Genomic DNA, 15,603 nt, shown 5'->3' on the forward strand with positions numbered 1-15,603 from the left:
CCGGGGATAGCCACGGTGTGACGCCATATTGTTGCAAGGCTGCTATGCGCCGCCATGGGTGGCAATCTAAACTGATTCGAGTGTTTCGTTCAGGTTAGATCCTGCATCGTAAGGTTATATCGCCGTGATTGCTCCACGATGGCCCACCCGCTATCACTGTTGCAGCGCAGCGAAAACCGGTCGGGTGGCCAGGGGCCGATTTTCTAAGGATAAAGTCACGCGATGGAAGTAGCCATGGACCATCTCGGCGAAGTTTCGTTGGCCGGCGCCCTCCACCGACGGAACCTGCGCCTGCGGCTATATTGCCTGTTGATCGCGACCGACCTGTTCGCGATCGCGATCGGATTCGCGATCGGCAGCTTCGTCCGCGGCGACAATTGGCTGTCGCTGAGCGGGATCGATCTCGCCTATCCGGTCCTGCCGATCTATTTCCTTATCGCCTTCAACAACAAGGCGTATTCCCGGCCCGCGATCACCAGCGGCACCGAATCGATGATGCGCGCGATCGTGCCGCTGGCGATCACCGGGTTCGCGCTGCTGACGCTGATCTTCTTCGTTCAGGCGGGCAACGACATCTCCCGCGTCGCATTCGCGATCGGTTTCGGCGGCACCACGATCCTGATGGCGACGTTCCGGATGATCATCGTCATCGTCGTCCGGCGCACGGTCGCGCCGAAGCTGGTCGCCGAACTGCTGATCGTCGACGACGTACCGCGCGCGCAATGGCACGAGCCGAAGCTCTGCGACACAATCTTTGCCGGCGAGGCCGGGATCGAGCCGGACATGGGCAATCCGCACATGCTCAATCGATTCGGCCAGATGGTCAGCAAGTACGAGCGGGTCGTGGTGCACTGCCCGGTCGATCGCCAGCTCGACTGGTCGCTGCTCCTGCGCGGCGCCAATGTCGACGGCGAGATCCTGTCGGCCGGTTTCGGCAAGCTCGGCGTGCTGGGCCTGCAGAACTTCAAGGGCCGCCAGACGCTGCTCGTTGCACGCGGGCCGCTGAGCTATACCGACATGGCCAAGAAGCGCGCGCTCGACATCATCGTGACGCTGATCGTGCTGATCGCGATCTCCCCGGCACTGGTGCTGATCGCGCTCGCGGTGAAGCTCGATTCGCCCGGCCCCGTGCTGTTCCGGCAGGAGCGGATCGGGCGCGGCAACCGCATCTTCAACATCCTGAAGTTCCGCTCGATGCGCGTCGAAAGCCTCGATGCGAAGGGCGCAACCTCGACGCAACGCGACGACAAGCGCATCACCCGCGTCGGCGCGTTCATCCGCAAGACCAGCCTCGACGAGATCCCGCAGTTCCTGAACGTCCTGCTCGGCGACATGAGCCTGGTCGGGCCGCGCCCGCACGCGCTTGGGTCGCTCGCGGGCAACCAGTTGTTCTGGGAAGTCGATCGCGAATATTGGCATCGCCACGCGCTGAAGCCGGGAATCACCGGCCTTGCGCAGGTTCGCGGGTTCCGCGGCGCGACCCACCGCGACGTCGATCTCAAGAATCGGCTGCAGGCCGATCTCGAATATCTCCATGACTGGAGCCTGATGCGCGACGTCAAGATCCTGTTCCGGACGATGACCGTTCTCGTCCACAGCAACGCCTATTGAGCCCGCGCCGCGGGGGCGGTAGGGCGCGATTCCGGGGGTTGAGGAGAAGCCAATGCCATCTATTCGATCCCCGAAATCCCGCCTCACGGCCGGGAAGATCGTGGCCCGTACCGGGCTGGTGCTGACCGGGCTGGTCGGAGGTGCCGTCGCGCTCGCATCGATGGCGCCGATGCCGTCGTCGTCGCCCGGCCCGTTGCGGCCACTGCCCGATGGACCGCTGACGCCACGCGCCGCGCCGTTGATCATCGGCGTCGGCGTGCATTTCGGGATCGGTGGCGAATATGGCTATGATCCCGCCCGGACGGCGCAGGCGATCGACACGGTCGGTGCATCGTCGTTCCGCGACGACCTGACCTGGCCGGGCTTCAAGGGCGCGGGCATGAACGCGCCCGGCAGCATGCGGCCCCGCCTGGCGGCGTTCCTGGCCGCGACCAAGGCGCGGCCGCTGTTCATCCTGGATCATCCCAATCCGGCGATCGGCGGCGACGGCGTGCCGGTGACCGATGCGGGTCGTGCGGCGTTTGCGAACTTTGCCGGCGAGGCCGCACGCCAGACCGCAGGCCGACGCCCGATCTACGAGATCTGGAACGAGTGGAATCTCAACGCCGCGCCAGCGATGGGCAAGCTGATCGGACGCGCCGCACCCGGCGATCCACGCGGCGGCGACGCCTATGCCCGACTGGCGGCCAAGGCGACCGCCGCGATTCGCGCGACCCAACCGAACGCCACCGTCCTGGCCGGTGCGGCGGGTACGGATGACGGGTGGCAGTGGGTGCACGCGGTGGCCGGCGGCGGCGGGCTGAAGGGCGCCGACGGCTTGTCGGTGCATTACTATAACCACTGCGAACGCCCCGATAACCGGACTGCCGCCGAAGCGATCACGCGGATGCAGGCGCTCGCAACGAAGATGCGGATCCGCGGCGGTCGGGCGATGCCGATCTACGTCACCGAGATCGGCTGGCCGACCACGCAGGGCGGGCCATGCGATATCGCGCGCAACGATTCGGGCAATAACATCGCCCAGTTCCTGCTGTGGTCCGCGGCGACGCCGTGGATGCGCGGTGTCTGGATCTATCAGTTGAAGGACCAGGCCCAGGACCCCACCGACAACGAGGCCAATTTCGGGCTGTTCACCTACGATTACAAACCCAAGCCGGCCGCCTGCATGATGCGCGATGTCAGCCGCCTGATCGGCCGCGCGAAAAGCTGGCGGATCGATCGGCCGCAGCCCGGCCTGACCGTGGCGAGGATGAGCGACGGGCAGTCGCGTACGCTGATCGCGTGGACGGATCGTGCCGCCCAGAAGGCCGAGTTGCAAATCGGTGGCGCGCCGACGCCCTACCGGCCAATCTGTTCGCCCGCCGGCCCGCGCGACACGACGATCCCGGTCGGGTCGCGGCCCGTCGTGGTGTCGCTGTCGGGCAGCGGTGCGGGAATACGCTACCGCATGTTGTAGGCGCACAAAAAACTGGCCGCCCCCTCCTGCGCGTGAAGGGGACGGCCAGTGCACGTCTCGGAAGCTAGCGGAGTATCAGCCCAGCAGACGCTCGACCACCAAGGTGATCGCGGTCCATCCCGCCAGGCTGATCACGCCGAGGAGCAACAACCGCCCGCGCGGCTGCCATTTGAATGTAGCGGGCGCACGGATCGCGCCGGTGATGGTGTTCAAACCATAAACATTGTCGGTCATCGCCGCGGTGATGCTGCCGGCGGGGAGCGGCAGGTCGAACTGGCAACCATAATCGCGTGCGCCGGCCCAGGTGATCTGCGCCTCACGCTGGCCTACGCCGGGAATGCCGACCACGACATTCTGATCGAGCAGCAACGGCAGTACCGATTCGATCCGGCACCCGTCGCGGTTGAGATCGGCGATCCGGATCTCGCGCGACGTCGTCTCGTCATGCAGGCGCAGCGTACCGGTACGCGCCAACGCCACTCACGTGTCGGCGCGACGTTCGGCTGGATCCGCGAAAAATGCTGCGTTGTGTACCGTTGCCACCATCTGTTCCCTAGTGCGGGCGAAACCCTGAACCCTCGCTCTATCTAGGTGGCATGCAATGAAAAATTGCTGTTATTCTATAGTTTCTTCGATCTTAACTAATATTTGTTTTGCTCCGAAGATTATTTCAAAACGACCTTCGATCGGGACGGCGGTGCGACGCCGAGCAGCTTGCCGAACGCGCGCTGGAACACACGCTTGCGACGCTCCGACACTTCGGCGATCAGTAGTGCGAGGATTACCGCGGCGACGATTGCTACCGGTCCACCAAGCGCACTCGCGCGCAGCTTCGGGAACACCGACGCCAGCATGAGGAAGAACGGCTGGTGGACGAGATACAGCGTGAAGCTTGCTCCGGCCAGCCAGCGGATCGCACGGGCGATGCCGGCGGGGAAGATCGTCCGCCCCTCCGTCGCGCGCCGGAACGCGATGATGTTGACGGTGATCAGCCCGCCGACGAGCGCGAAATAGACGAAGCTCTTCGCCAGCTGCGCGAGGTCGGCTTGGTCGTACATCGGCCACGCCCAATGCTCCAACGTCCGCTTGACGACGAAATAGGCGAGTACCGTCGCGACGAACGCGGCAAGCGCCAGCCGCTTCGGCATCGTCACGCGGCCGGCGCGAACATGGCGGTAGGCGAGCAGCCCGAACAGCCAGATCGGCATGTACGCGACGATCTTCGGTCCGAACGCGAGCATCAGCAGGACGCCGATCACCGCGCCCCGCACGCGCCCGAGATAGAAGAACGCGGCGAAGATTACGTAATAGGCGGCTTCGAACCCGAGCGACCAATAGGGTTCGTTGCTGCCGAACACGCGGTGGCTGAACCAGAGTTCGTTGGTGAAGGTCAGCGCGAACGGCAAGTTGGTGAGGTAGGCGGGATCGTAGAACGGGTGATCGGTGAGCGGTACCACGCCATATCGCTGCGTGATCATGTCGCAGACGAACCCCGCCAGCAGCGCGATCAGGCAGACCGAATAGAGCCGCGACAGACGCGCGGTCGCATAGGCGCGCAGGCTGTGTTCCTTCTCCTCCGCGACGAACGCGATGACGAACCCCGACAGCACGAAGAACACCGCGACCGCCTCACCGGTGTGGCCCGAGATGAACCCGGGCAGCCGGGGCATGACGAAATGCCGGGCATGGCCGAGTACCACCTCGAACGCCGCGACGAGGCGCAGCAGATCGAGATAGATCGACAAATTGGGATCGAGCACCCTGACCTTCGTCCCAAGAGGACCGGTCGATTCTGCGTGCGTCTGCGGCTCGCTCACGATGCCCGCTCCTTATCCGTCTTGGGCGCCATCATCCGGTCCGTCCTGCGCGCGCTCCGATCAGCGTATCGACCAGGGCGCCCTCGCGCTGCCGGCTGTGCGCGGCCCAGCGCTCGCGGACGTGCGTCCGTGCCGCCTCGACCGCTGCCGGGTCCTGCGCGAGTGCGAAGATGTGGCGAGCGGCTGTCTCGGGCTGGTCGAGGTCGAGCAGCGCGGGCACGCCCATGAATTCGAAGCCCTGGAGCGACAGCGGCGTCGCCATCACCGGCGCGCCCGCGGCGAAAGCCTCGAGCATCTTGATCTTCAGCCCGCTGCCGTGGACGACCGGGCTCAGCATGCAAAGGCACGCGCCGAGCAACCGCTCCATCTCGTCGTCGGCGACGAAGCCCAATGTTTCGACATTGGCGGCGGGTGTGCCGATATGCTCGCGCGTTCCCTTGCCGATGAACGTCACGATCGCGGGGGCTTCGAGTGCCAGCAGCGCGGGCGCCAGCGACCGTGTGATCCAGTCGATCGCCGCGCGATTGGGGGGGAAGCCCGGGCTGCCGATGAACAGGACGCGGCGGTGGTCGATGTCGTTGGATGGCGCGATCGCGGGCGATGTGGATATCGGCGCGCGCTCAATCACCGGGCACAGCGCGACGCCCTTTGCGCCGGTCAGTCCGCGATAGTGGCGCGCGTCGCTGTCGGAGATGAACACGGTCCGTGCCGCACGCCGCAGCAGCAGCGCCTCGATCAGCCACGCCTGCACCGCCTCGACGCGGAGGAACGCCGCCGACGCGCGCGATTTCCGCAGCCGCGCACCATCGACCAGCGTGTCCGGGGTAACGTTGTGTGCGATGAAGACGAAGGGCGTGCGCCCTAGCAAGAGCCGCCACAGCGAAACGTTCGCGAGCGTCTGGATATGGTCGACCACGATCAGATCGGGTTTCGCTGCCAGTCCCGCGCGGATCGCACGTCGCGCCGGGGTCGAGGCGAAGCCGATGCTCATCAGCAGCTTGCCCGACAGCAGATGCGCGAGCTTGCGCGCCTTGGACGGCGTCTTCGTATCCGCGCGGTAGCCGGTAACGCCGCCGAACGCGGGCGGCGGGGTGTCGGCGGGCAACGTCGTGAAGACGCCGGTCAGGTCGATCGCGGGTGAGGCGGCCAGCTCGGCGATGTGCGCGCGTGCGACGACGTCCATGCCCGACCGCGGATCGACCGGATCGCCGGCACCGATATAGAAGACTCGCAGCGCTCGGCGACCGGACGCCGCAGTCCCCGTCATCGCGCGCCGCCGAGGATGCGCGCGGGCGATCCGGCGGCGACCGCGCCCGCGGGAACGTCCTTCAGCACCACCGAGTTCGCGCCGATCTTGGCACCGCGACCGATCGTGATCGGGCCGAGGATGGTCGCGCCTGCGCCGATCTCGACATCGTCGCCGATGATCGGTCCCCGAGGCGCATCGTCGCCGCGCTTGCCGATCGTGACGCATTGCAGAACCGCGACGTTGCGGCCGAGCGTGCAGTCGCCGAGCACGATCGCATAGGGGTGCGGCATGTAGCAGCCGGGGCCGACATTCGCGATCGCGGCGATCTCGGATCCCGATCGCCGACAGGTCCGCGCCCAATAAAGCCGCGCGACGACCCGTCCGACCACCGGCAGCGACGCGAGCAGCCGCTGGATCCGGTGCTGCAGGATGAAGCGGAAGCCCGGCAGGAACAGCCACGCATAGACCAGGAACGCACCGCCCGGCCGCTGCCCGCCGACCTTGGCGACACGCACCAGGTCGCCACGAAGATGCTCGGCGAACGTAGCCCAGGCAGCGGTCTTGCGCGTGTCGGTCATGGGCGTATCGGTCATGGGCGGGGCATCTCCGTTGCCGAGCCGCCCCCCGTCTGCGAGAAAGGCTCGGGCTGCTTCATCTTGCGGAGCACATGCCGCAGATAGAGCAAACGGACGATGAACAGCGTGCTGGCGGTAGCTGCGGCCGACAGCCCCGCCCCGATCAGGCCGAAGAAATACATGAATCCGGTGCCGAACGCGATCGCGACGATCACGCCTGCGACGTTGTTGACCGCGTACATCCGGTCGCGCCCCATGCTGGTGATCGACACGTTGAGCAGGTCCGACCCCGAACGGATCGTCGCCGCCAACAGCATGATCGCGAGCAGCACGCGAAATACCGGGAAGCGCCCCGCCGGCGCGAAGTAAAAGATCATCTCGGTCGCGAGGAAGATGCCGACGCTGAACACCGCGGCGAAGGTCATCGTCTTCATCATCTGGCGGCGCAGCTCGGCCTGCCACTCGACCGGGTCGCCGCCGCGGAACGCGCGCACCATCCGCGGCAGCGCGAGCTGCACGACGGCGGTCGAGATCAAGGTCTGGAGCGCGTTGGTGATCGAGAAATAGAAGCTGTAGATACCCGTCGCGACCAGCCCGAGCAGCGCGTTCAGGATGAAGCGGTCGGCATAGCCCAGCCCGACGATGCCGAGGTCGCTGAAATAGATATACCAGGCGCGGCGGGCCCGCGTGACGAGCACGCTCAGCTTCTTCTCCTCGCGCAGGCTCGCCTTCATCGGCCAGCGGCGCAGATAGACGAACAGCATCGCGATCGCGAGCACATGGCTGAGGATCCAGCCGATGAAGATCATGTCGAGCGTCCTCAGCGCCGGCAGCGCGAACCCGATCGCGACGACGATCGGAATCCACAAGGCCGAGCGGACGAACACGAGGACGTTGGCGAACAGCGCGAGTTCAAGCCCGATCATCGGCATGTAGATGTCGAGCGCGACCGTCTCGAGCCACAACAGGATCAAGATCAGCACCTGCGTCTGCGTGATCCCGCCGGTCTGCCAGACCAGCACCGGCACCGCGATCAGCGTGCCTGCGAGCAACGACGCGAAGGTGATGATCAACCGGTCGCGGATCAGCGGCGCGGCGGTCGCGGGGGTATGCCCGACCACTTCGCGCGAGACGAAATAGTTCAGGCCCCAGCCGACCGTCGCGGGGACGATGCCGATCGCACCGATCGCCAGGCCATAGACGCCCGCCGCCGCCAGACCGAGCTGGCTGACGATGTAAAAGGACAGCGCGAATCGAAGGAACAGCGTCGAACCACGCAGAACCATGTTCGGCGCGCCACCGCGGATCAATCGTGTCAGTAAGACAGACATGATGTGGGCGGTCTCTCCGCTAGGACATCGGCACAGAACCCGATCGCCGGCCGACTGCCGGGTCATACTGCACTACAGCATGCCACTAGGCGATTTCGGTCCCGCACGTCCACCCACGCCGATCCCACCCGACCCTACTCGCGACCGGCGGACCGCGAAAAACGATCGGTTCGGGCGGCCGACCTGCCTCGTTTCGGGGCGTGCTGCACCGCACCGTAATTTTCCGCAATTGACGTTGCAGAGTGCATTCAGCAGTGAGTAGATTCCCAACCTAAGGTTTTCCCGATGCGTCTAGGCCGGATAGACAGCCTCCAGATCCTGCGTTTCCTAGCGGCCTTTCTCGTACTCTGCGGGCATAGCCAGCACGCGCTGGTCGATCATCTCGGCGCACGCGCCGGATACTGGAGCTTCGTCCCGCTCGACTGGGGACTGGGGGTCGACGTCTTCTTCGTGATCTCGGGCTTCGTGATGTACTACATGATGCACGACCGGTTCGGGAAGGCAGGCGCCGCCGCAGACTTTCTGCGCCGTCGTCTGATCCGCGTCGCGCCGCTCTACTGGCTGTTCACCACGCTTGCGCTGGCCGTACTGGTCGCGACCGGCGCGCCGCGACCCGGCACGCTGAACATCGTGTTCTCGTACCTGTTCCTGCCGGGGCCGGTGTGCGGCGACTATTGTTTTCCGGTGTTCACGCTCGGCTGGACGCTGAACTACGAAATGATGTTCTACGCCGTGTTCGCGATCGCGCTGCCGTTCCGCCGCGCCACCGGCATCGCGATCATCGTCGCCGCGATCCTCGGGCTGATGGCCGTCGCGCATCTTGCCCCGGCCGACTGGCGGATGCTGCATTTCTGGGGCTATCCGCTGACCGGTGAGTTCCTCGCGGGGATCGGGCTCGCGCACCTGTTCCTGAAGGGCGTCCGCATTCCCCGCCCGGTCGCGCTCGCGACGATCCCGTTCGCGCTGGTGCTCGCGGTGATCGGGTATCAGACCGACGCCTACGACACGATCGGCCGGATCGTCACCGGCGGTATCCCCGCCACGCTGATCATGGCGGCGGCCGTCCTCGGGCTGGAGCCGGTCGGCGGACGTCAGGTCGCCCCCACCGGTCTGACCCGTCTGCTGGTCGCGGGTGGCGACGCGTCCTACGCGCTGTACCTGTCGCATCCGATCGCGATCAAGCTGGCCCAGGTGATCGCGCAGAAGCTCGGCATCCTGGACCGCGCACCGGAACTGCTGCTGCCGCTCGTGTTCGTCGGCGCGGTGATCGGCGCGGTCATCGTCCACCGCTTCATCGAAAAGCCGATGCTCGCCTTTCTCAGCCGCCGCTGGAGTCGCTTCGGCAGCACTGGTATGGGCGACGGCCAGCCCGCGCCCGGCCGCGCCGGCGTCATCGTCACTGAAGAACCGGAAACTCGCTGATGGCTACCACGATCGATGCATTTCCCGCCCGGACGACGGTCCAGCGGAACTGGTCGACGAGCATGAACCAGGAACTGGCCAACAAGCTGCTGGCCGGTCTGTTCCTGATGTTCGCGTTTCGCGATACGCTGACCGCGGTGCTGCGCTGGGCGCTGGCGCTGACGCATCTGTCGCCGCTGTGGTTCATCCCCGACCTGCTCTCGATCGGCGCCTTCGGCTATTTCGCCTGGCATATCGCGTTTCGAGACCGCTCGCCCTTCGCCATTCTGCTGGTCCTGAACACGATCACCGCGGCGATGGTCGGCTATATCTTCATGTCCGAATCGCCGTTTGCGCTGATCTCGTCGCTCAAGCTGTTCTTTCCGTTCTACGTCGGTCTGGCGCTCTGCGGCAGCGACATCACGCAGTACAAGTTCGTGCGGTATATGATGATCGGGCTGATGATCGCCTCGATCGTCGGCCTGATCGCCGCGCCCTATTTCGATTATCCGTGGACGGGCGCGGAGTTCGAGAATTTCGGCAACAGCAAGGAAGTCGGCCGGGTCTGGTGGATCGACGGCGTCGTGCGGTACGGCGGACTGGCCGGCGACAGCACGATGGCCGCGTACATGGTCGTCTTTCCGTATCTGATGCTGTTCCACCGGATTCCCAAGTGGCTCAATCTGGCGTTGTGGCCGGTGATCTACTGGGCGATCCATATCAGCACCAGCCGGTCGGCGATGCTGGTCGCGGTGTGCTTCGCGCTCTATTATCTCGCTACCGAGATCCTGATGCCCTCGTTGAAGAAATACGACATCGAGCGCAATCTCGCCAAATGGTCGTTCCTGTGCGTGCCGATTCCGTTCGTGCTGATCGCGGTTCTCGGCGGCGTCGACCTGTCCGAGATGAGTTCGTCCCTGTTCAGTCTCCAGGACCGAATCAACAACAGCTGGCAGCTACCCTTCACCTACCTGTCGGATCTCTTTCCCGCCGGCCTGTTCGTCGGCTGCGGGCTCGGCTGCTTCTCCTATCCGATGGCCTATACGGATATGGCGGGATACACCGTACCGGTCGATAATTTCTATCTCAGCACGTACCTGATGATGGGGGTCCCGTGGCTGGTCTTCATGGTCGGCATGGCGATCGCGCCGTTCCGCACCAAGATCCGGTCGAAGCTGGTGATGATCTTCATCCTCAACATCTATACGATCACGGTGCAGTGCTACGGTCCGTCGTTCGCGACGATCTCGATCGGCTATGCGTTTTCGGACATGTTCCTGCGCGGCAAGCCCTGGCAGCGGCGCGCGCGCCACTCGACCGATGCCGATGCCGACGCCGCGATCGCTACCTGAGTCGCTACCTGATCGGTGACGGGGCCGGCCGGTGCCGCTTGAACGGCGACTTGCCGGTCAGCGCGGCCCAGTCCGCCATGCCGAGCCGCTCGGCCAGCATGAAGACGGCGACCGGAACATACAGCCCGACGGCCGTGCCGAACGCCAGATCGAGCGGAACGCTGCGCAGGTGCAGCGTCGCGAGAAGCCGCGGCGCCGTCGGCAGGAAGATGACGTGCATCAGGTAGATCGGCAGCGATACCATCCCGAGCCATGCCAGATGACGACCGGCGCGCCCGGCGGGTGCCAGCGCACAGGCCAGCGTCATCATCAGCGACAGCCCCAGCATCGACACCGGGATCGTCCACAGGCTGACCGCCACGACGTCGCCACGCCGCCACAGCGCCAGCGCGGCCGCAACGAACAGGATCGCGGCGACGGCGATGCCGATCGGCGAACGGATCGGGTGCATCAGTTTGCGGCCATGCTGCGCCAGCCATAGACCCGCCACGAAATAGGGCGCGTGGACGATCATCTGCGGCACGACGTCGGTCGGCGGCGCGTCTGACAGAAACGTGAAAGTCAGCAAGGCGAGCGTGGCGGCAACGGCGGCGACAGTGGCGCGCCCGGCGAACAGAAGGGCCGCCAATTGCATCAGCAGCAGCGCGTACAGGAACCAGAAGATGCCGATCGGGTGCGTCGCGATATGCAGCAGCGCATCGAGAGGCAGATCGCCGTTGACGTGGATGATCAGCCGCGCCGCTGTCATGCTCGCCCAGAACAGGGCGGACCACAGCACATAGGGATAAACGATCGCCCATCCCCGCGACCGGAGATAGTGCCCGGCCGCGACCTTGCGGATCGAGAAGAACGCGTTGTAGCCCGCGACCAGGAAGAACACCGGCATGTGCGTCGTGTAGATCGCGAAATCGATCGCCTGGAGCACCTGCAGCATACCCGCGGCATCGGGATTCTTCATGACGCCACGCGCGTGATGGCCATAGACGACCAGCACGATCGCCAACCCGCGCAAGATATCGGCGGCGACGTCGCGCTCTCGCCGAACTACCGTTCCGGGCTTATCCGTCATCTGCATTCGTTCCGATCCGCCTCGCCCGTCGCATCCGAAGTCGATCGAAACGGACTGGGGGAAACCCGCGTTCGGTCGATGGACCAAGAGGCCTGGCCCGCGATATCGCGCCGCGGGCCCTCTAGGTCATCTTGCAGCATCGGCGCAAGATGATGCGGCACATCCGGTTCGGATGCGCCCACCCCTACCGCTCGCGCGCCGCTTCGGAGACGTCGCGCGATACCGGGTCGAGCATGTAATCGAGCAGGCGGCGACGACCGGTGCGGATGTCCGCGGTGACCGCGAGACCCGGTGTCAGGATCATCTGACGCCCGTCCGCGGTGACCGTGCGCTGATCCATCGCGATCCGCGCCATGTAATAGGACGGCCCCTTCTCGTCCTGGACCGCGTCGCGGCTGACCGAGACGATCCGGCCCGGCACGGTGCCGAACCGCGTGAACGGATACGCCTCGAGCTTGAGCGCCACCGGCTGGCCGGCGTGAACGAAGCCCGCATCGCGGTTGAGCAGCTTGGCCTCGACGGTCAGCTTGCCGTCGGGGACCACCACCATCAGCGCGCGGACCGGCTCGACCACGCCGCCGACGGTGTGGATCGCGAGTTGCTGGACGGTGCCGTCGACCGGCGCGACCAGCCGTTGCATCCGGCTTTGCTGGCTGGCCTTGGCGAGATCCTGGCGGCGCTGCATCGCATCCGACTGCGCCTTGGCGAGATCGCCAAGCGCGGTCTGCCGCGCCGTTTCACGCGAATGGTTGAGTTCTTCGCCGAACCGCTGCGCTTCCGACAGCCCGCGCGTGCGCTGTTGCGCGGCGACATCGCGGCTGCCCATCTCGCTGTGCCGCTGGCGCTGCATGTCGAGCACGCGCAGGCCACTGGCATAACCGCGCGCCGCCAGCGTCTCGATCGCCTTGACCTGGCGCTCCATCAGCGGCCGGTTGGCGTCGAGCGCGCGCATCTGATCCCCCGCCCCCGCCGCATCGGCAAGCGCCGACCGACGCGCGGCGGCGAGCCCGGCATCCGCCGCGCGGGCGCTGCCGAGTTGCGCGGCGACCAGCCGGCGTTGCGTGTCGAGCACGTCGGCGGGGGTGCCGGGCGGCGCCGTGAAGACGCCGCGCCCGCCGCTAAGCCCGTCGACGATCGCGGCGTTGCGCGCGACGTCGATCTCGGCGGTAAGCAACGCCTGGCGCGCCTGCGCTTCATCGGCCGACGACAAGGTCGGATCGAGATCGACCAGCGGCTGGCCGCGCTTGACGACGTCGCCGTCATGCACCCAGATCCGCCGGACCAGCCCGCCGCTGACCGACTGGACCAGCTTGACGCTGTCGGCGGGGATCGTCCGCCCCTCTGCGGTCGCGACGATGTCGACATGGCCGAGCGTCAGCCACAGCCCACTCGCGGCCATCCCGCCGAGCAGCAGCCACGCGGTGATCCGCGCGGTCGGCGACACCGGGCGCTCGATCACCTCGAGCGCGGCGGGCAGGAACGCGGTCTCGAGCGGGATGCGACGATCGCGGCGCGTCGCGCGATCCTCGATCCAGGCGCGACGGACGAGCGACAGATGGTGGGTGAGCGCGGTCATGAGGCGATTCCGTACAGGACGCCCATCTGGCGTCGGTAGAGGTCGGCGTAGCGGCCACCGTGGCTGAGCAGTTCGTCGTGCGAGCCCTGTTCAACCAGGCGCCCCTTCTCGAGCGCGACGATGCGGTCGCACTGGCGGATCGCGGACAGGCGGTGGGCGATGATGATGACGGTGCGGCCGACCGCCATCTGCTTGAGGTTGGTCTGGATGATCTCCTCGCTCTCGGCATCGAGCGCGGAGGTCGCCTCGTCGAAGATCAGGATGCGCGGCTGCGTGACGAGCGCGCGGGCGATCGCGAGCCGCTGGCGCTGGCCGCCCGACAGGTTGGCGCCGCGCTCCTCGATCATCGTGTCATAGCCTTGCGGCATCCGCGTGATGAACTCGTGCGCGCCGGCCATCTCGGCGGCGGCCATGACCTTGTCGATCGGCAGCGCGGGGTTGGCGAGCGCGATGTTCTCGCGCACCGTGCGGTTGAACAGCACGTTCTCCTGTAGCACGACGCCGATCTGGCGCCGCAGCCACGCCGGATCGATCTGCGCGACGTCGACGCCGTCGACCAGCACGCGGCCGTTGGCGGGGACGTAGAGCCGCTGGAGCAGCTTGGTCAGCGTCGACTTGCCCGATCCCGAAGAGCCGACGATGCCGAGCGTCGAGCCTGCGGGGACGACCAGGTCGATGTCGTCGAGCGTCCACGGACCGTCGTCGGCATAGCGGAAGCGGACATTCTCGAACGTCACGCTGCCGCGGATCGCAGGGAGCGCGGTCTGGCTGCCAGCACCCGGCTCGACGCGGTGGTTGAGCACGTCGCCGAGCCGCTCGACCGCGATCCGGACCTGCTGGAACTCCTGCCAGAGCTGCGCCATGCGGATCACCGGGCCCGACACGCGCTGCGCGAACATGTTGAACGCGACCAGCCCGCCGACGGTCAGGTCGTGCGCGATCACCGCTTGCGCGCCGAAATACAGGATCGCCGCCATGTTGAGCTTGGAGATCAGCTGGATCGCGTTGTTGCCGGTATTGCCGAGGTCGATGACGCGCTGGTTGGCGGCGGAATAGCCCGCAAGGCGGCGCTCCCACGCGTCCTGCCACTGCGGCTCGACCGCGGCCGCCTTGACCGTCTGGATCCCGGCGATGCTCTCGACCAGCAATGCGTTGTTGGCGGCACCGCGTTCGAACTTTTCGTCGAGGCGGCTACGGAGCGGGCCCGTCACCAGCAGCGCGACCGCGAGATAGGCGGGGATCGCGAGCACCGCGACGAAGAACAGCTTGACCGAATACAGCGCCATCACCGCGAGGAAGACGACCGCGAACACCGGGTCGATCAGCACCGTCAGCGACGCGTTGGTGAGAAATTCGCGGATCGTCTCGAGCTGGCGGACTCGCATCGCGGTATCGCCGACGCGGCGCGATTCGAAATAGCTCAGCGGCAGCCGCAACAGATGCCGGAACAGCCGCGCGCCGAGCTCGACGTCGATCTTCTGGCTCGTCTCCGAATACAGGCGCGTGCGCAGCCAGCCGAACGCGGTCTCCCAGAACGACACCGCGACGAACCCGATCGTCAGCACCGACAGCGTCGACAGCGTGCCGTGGACCAGAACCTTGTCGACCACGCTCTGGAAGAACAACGGCGCGGCGAGCCCGAGCAGGTTGAGCGCCAGCGTGATCAGCAACACTTCGCCGATCAGCCGGCGATAGCGGACGATCTGCGGGATGAACCACGAGAAGTCGAACCCCTTGCTCGCCAGCGCCGCGCTCTCGCGCGTGGTCACGAGGACGAGCGTCCCCGACCACAGGGTCGCGAGCGTCGCGAGATCGATCTTTTCGACCGGCTGGTGCGCGCGCTGGATCAGGACCTCGTCGCCCTGCATCCGGCCGATCAGGAACCAGCCCTCGGGCCCATCCGCCAGCGCCGGCAACGGCAGGCGGGCGAGATCCTCGGGTTTGGCGGTCCGCGTCTTGGCACGGACACCGTCGATCCCCCCCGCCAGCCGGACGAGCGCATCGGCGTCGAGCGAATGGAAATGCCCGAGACCGTGGCGCAACTGATCGGAATCTACCGCAATGCGGTGGATCGCCAGCAGCGCGGTCAGCGCGACCAGCCCGCTATCGTCCTGGATCGGCTGATACTTCATGCGCCGGCCCGATCGGCGGCCGGCGCGCGGGCGG

The 15,603-nt window shown here is 66.2% G+C and carries 12 protein-coding genes; 4 read left to right on the forward strand and 8 right to left on the reverse strand.

Going from position 1 to position 15,603, the window contains the following annotated elements; translation table 11 throughout:
- Nucleotides 1-222 precede the first annotated feature (222 nt).
- Together C8J47_RS11720 and C8J47_RS11725 are read left to right on the forward strand one after the other, a co-directional pair.
- Nucleotides 223-1,611: an exopolysaccharide biosynthesis polyprenyl glycosylphosphotransferase gene (locus tag C8J47_RS11720; RefSeq protein WP_056054069.1), complete on the forward strand. Its 1,389-nt coding sequence runs from the start codon at nucleotides 223-225 to the stop codon at nucleotides 1,609-1,611.
- A 100-nt stretch (nucleotides 1,612-1,711) separates the two neighbouring features.
- Nucleotides 1,712-3,067 (forward strand): cellulase family glycosylhydrolase, encoded by a 1,356-nt coding sequence (locus C8J47_RS11725; RefSeq protein ID WP_183129082.1) that lies wholly within the window; start codon nucleotides 1,712-1,714, stop codon nucleotides 3,065-3,067.
- Nucleotides 3,068-3,142: 75 nt separating this feature from the next.
- Here C8J47_RS11725 and C8J47_RS11730 read toward each other — a convergent pair whose 3' ends face one another.
- From C8J47_RS11730 to C8J47_RS11750, 5 genes are all read right to left on the reverse strand, one after another.
- Nucleotides 3,143-3,547 carry a PilZ domain-containing protein gene (locus C8J47_RS11730; protein ID WP_121885776.1) on the reverse strand — a complete coding sequence of 135 codons (405 nt, stop codon included), beginning with the start codon at nucleotides 3,545-3,547 and terminating at the stop codon, nucleotides 3,143-3,145.
- A 185-nt stretch (nucleotides 3,548-3,732) separates the two neighbouring features.
- Entirely contained in the window at nucleotides 3,733-4,884 is a 1,152-nt protein-coding gene (locus tag C8J47_RS11735) for an acyltransferase (protein WP_183129083.1), read from the reverse strand.
- Between the two features lie 31 nt (nucleotides 4,885-4,915).
- On the reverse strand, nucleotides 4,916-6,151 hold the full coding sequence (locus C8J47_RS11740) for a glycosyltransferase (RefSeq protein WP_121885778.1): 1,236 nt from the start codon (nucleotides 6,149-6,151) through the stop codon (nucleotides 4,916-4,918).
- Entirely contained in the window at nucleotides 6,148-6,726 is a 579-nt protein-coding gene (locus C8J47_RS19535) for a serine O-acetyltransferase (protein ID WP_121885779.1), read from the reverse strand. Before C8J47_RS19535 ends, C8J47_RS11740 begins: the two co-directional genes overlap by 4 nt.
- On the reverse strand, nucleotides 6,723-8,039 hold the full coding sequence (locus C8J47_RS11750) for a lipopolysaccharide biosynthesis protein (RefSeq protein ID WP_133029714.1): 1,317 nt from the start codon (nucleotides 8,037-8,039) through the stop codon (nucleotides 6,723-6,725). The genes C8J47_RS19535 and C8J47_RS11750 overlap by 4 nt, the downstream gene beginning before the upstream one ends.
- Nucleotides 8,040-8,324: 285 nt before the next feature.
- Between C8J47_RS11750 and C8J47_RS11755 the strand changes: the two genes are divergently transcribed.
- Together C8J47_RS11755 and C8J47_RS11760 are read left to right on the forward strand one after the other, a co-directional pair.
- A complete protein-coding gene (locus C8J47_RS11755) occupies nucleotides 8,325-9,461 on the forward strand; it encodes an acyltransferase (protein WP_121885781.1) in 1,137 nt (378 codons plus the stop codon).
- Complete coding sequence (locus tag C8J47_RS11760; RefSeq protein WP_121885782.1) at nucleotides 9,461-10,792, forward strand: hypothetical protein; 1,332 nt, start codon at nucleotides 9,461-9,463, stop codon at nucleotides 10,790-10,792. Before C8J47_RS11755 ends, C8J47_RS11760 begins: the two co-directional genes overlap by 1 nt.
- A gap of 4 nt (nucleotides 10,793-10,796) precedes the next feature.
- On the opposite strand, the gene C8J47_RS11765 is transcribed toward C8J47_RS11760, so the two are convergent.
- From C8J47_RS11765 to C8J47_RS11775, 3 genes are all read right to left on the reverse strand, one after another.
- Nucleotides 10,797-11,861: an acyltransferase family protein gene (locus C8J47_RS11765; protein ID WP_183129084.1), complete on the reverse strand. Its 1,065-nt coding sequence runs from the start codon at nucleotides 11,859-11,861 to the stop codon at nucleotides 10,797-10,799.
- Between the two features lie 184 nt (nucleotides 11,862-12,045).
- Entirely contained in the window at nucleotides 12,046-13,437 is a 1,392-nt protein-coding gene (locus tag C8J47_RS11770) for an HlyD family type I secretion periplasmic adaptor subunit (protein ID WP_121885784.1), read from the reverse strand.
- Nucleotides 13,434-15,569, reverse strand: a complete 2,136-nt coding sequence (locus C8J47_RS11775; RefSeq protein WP_121885785.1) for a type I secretion system permease/ATPase — start codon at nucleotides 15,567-15,569, stop codon at nucleotides 13,434-13,436. The genes C8J47_RS11770 and C8J47_RS11775 overlap by 4 nt, the downstream gene beginning before the upstream one ends.
- Nucleotides 15,570-15,603 lie beyond the last annotated feature (34 nt).

Origin of the sequence: Sphingomonas sp. PP-F2F-G114-C0414, from assembly GCF_003688595.1 — a bacterium.
Lineage (GTDB): Bacteria > Pseudomonadota > Alphaproteobacteria > Sphingomonadales > Sphingomonadaceae > Sphingomonas.

Coding starts and splice junctions, on each gene's coding strand:
- C8J47_RS11720 (WP_056054069.1), top strand. CDS start 223: ATGGAAGTAGCCATGGACCATCTCGGCGAAGTTTCGTTGGCCGGCGCC.
- C8J47_RS11740 (WP_121885778.1), bottom strand. CDS start 6,151: ATGACGGGGACTGCGGCGTCCGGTCGCCGAGCGCTGCGAGTCTTCTAT.
- C8J47_RS19535 (WP_121885779.1), bottom strand. CDS start 6,726: ATGACCGATACGCCCATGACCGACACGCGCAAGACCGCTGCCTGGGCT.
- C8J47_RS11750 (WP_133029714.1), bottom strand. CDS start 8,039: ATGTCTGTCTTACTGACACGATTGATCCGCGGTGGCGCGCCGAACATG.
- C8J47_RS11755 (WP_121885781.1), top strand. CDS start 8,325: ATGCGTCTAGGCCGGATAGACAGCCTCCAGATCCTGCGTTTCCTAGCG.
- C8J47_RS11760 (WP_121885782.1), top strand. CDS start 9,461: ATGGCTACCACGATCGATGCATTTCCCGCCCGGACGACGGTCCAGCGG.
- C8J47_RS11765 (WP_183129084.1), bottom strand. CDS start 11,861: ATGACGGATAAGCCCGGAACGGTAGTTCGGCGAGAGCGCGACGTCGCC.
- C8J47_RS11770 (WP_121885784.1), bottom strand. CDS start 13,437: ATGACCGCGCTCACCCACCATCTGTCGCTCGTCCGTCGCGCCTGGATC.
- C8J47_RS11775 (WP_121885785.1), bottom strand. CDS start 15,569: ATGAAGTATCAGCCGATCCAGGACGATAGCGGGCTGGTCGCGCTGACC.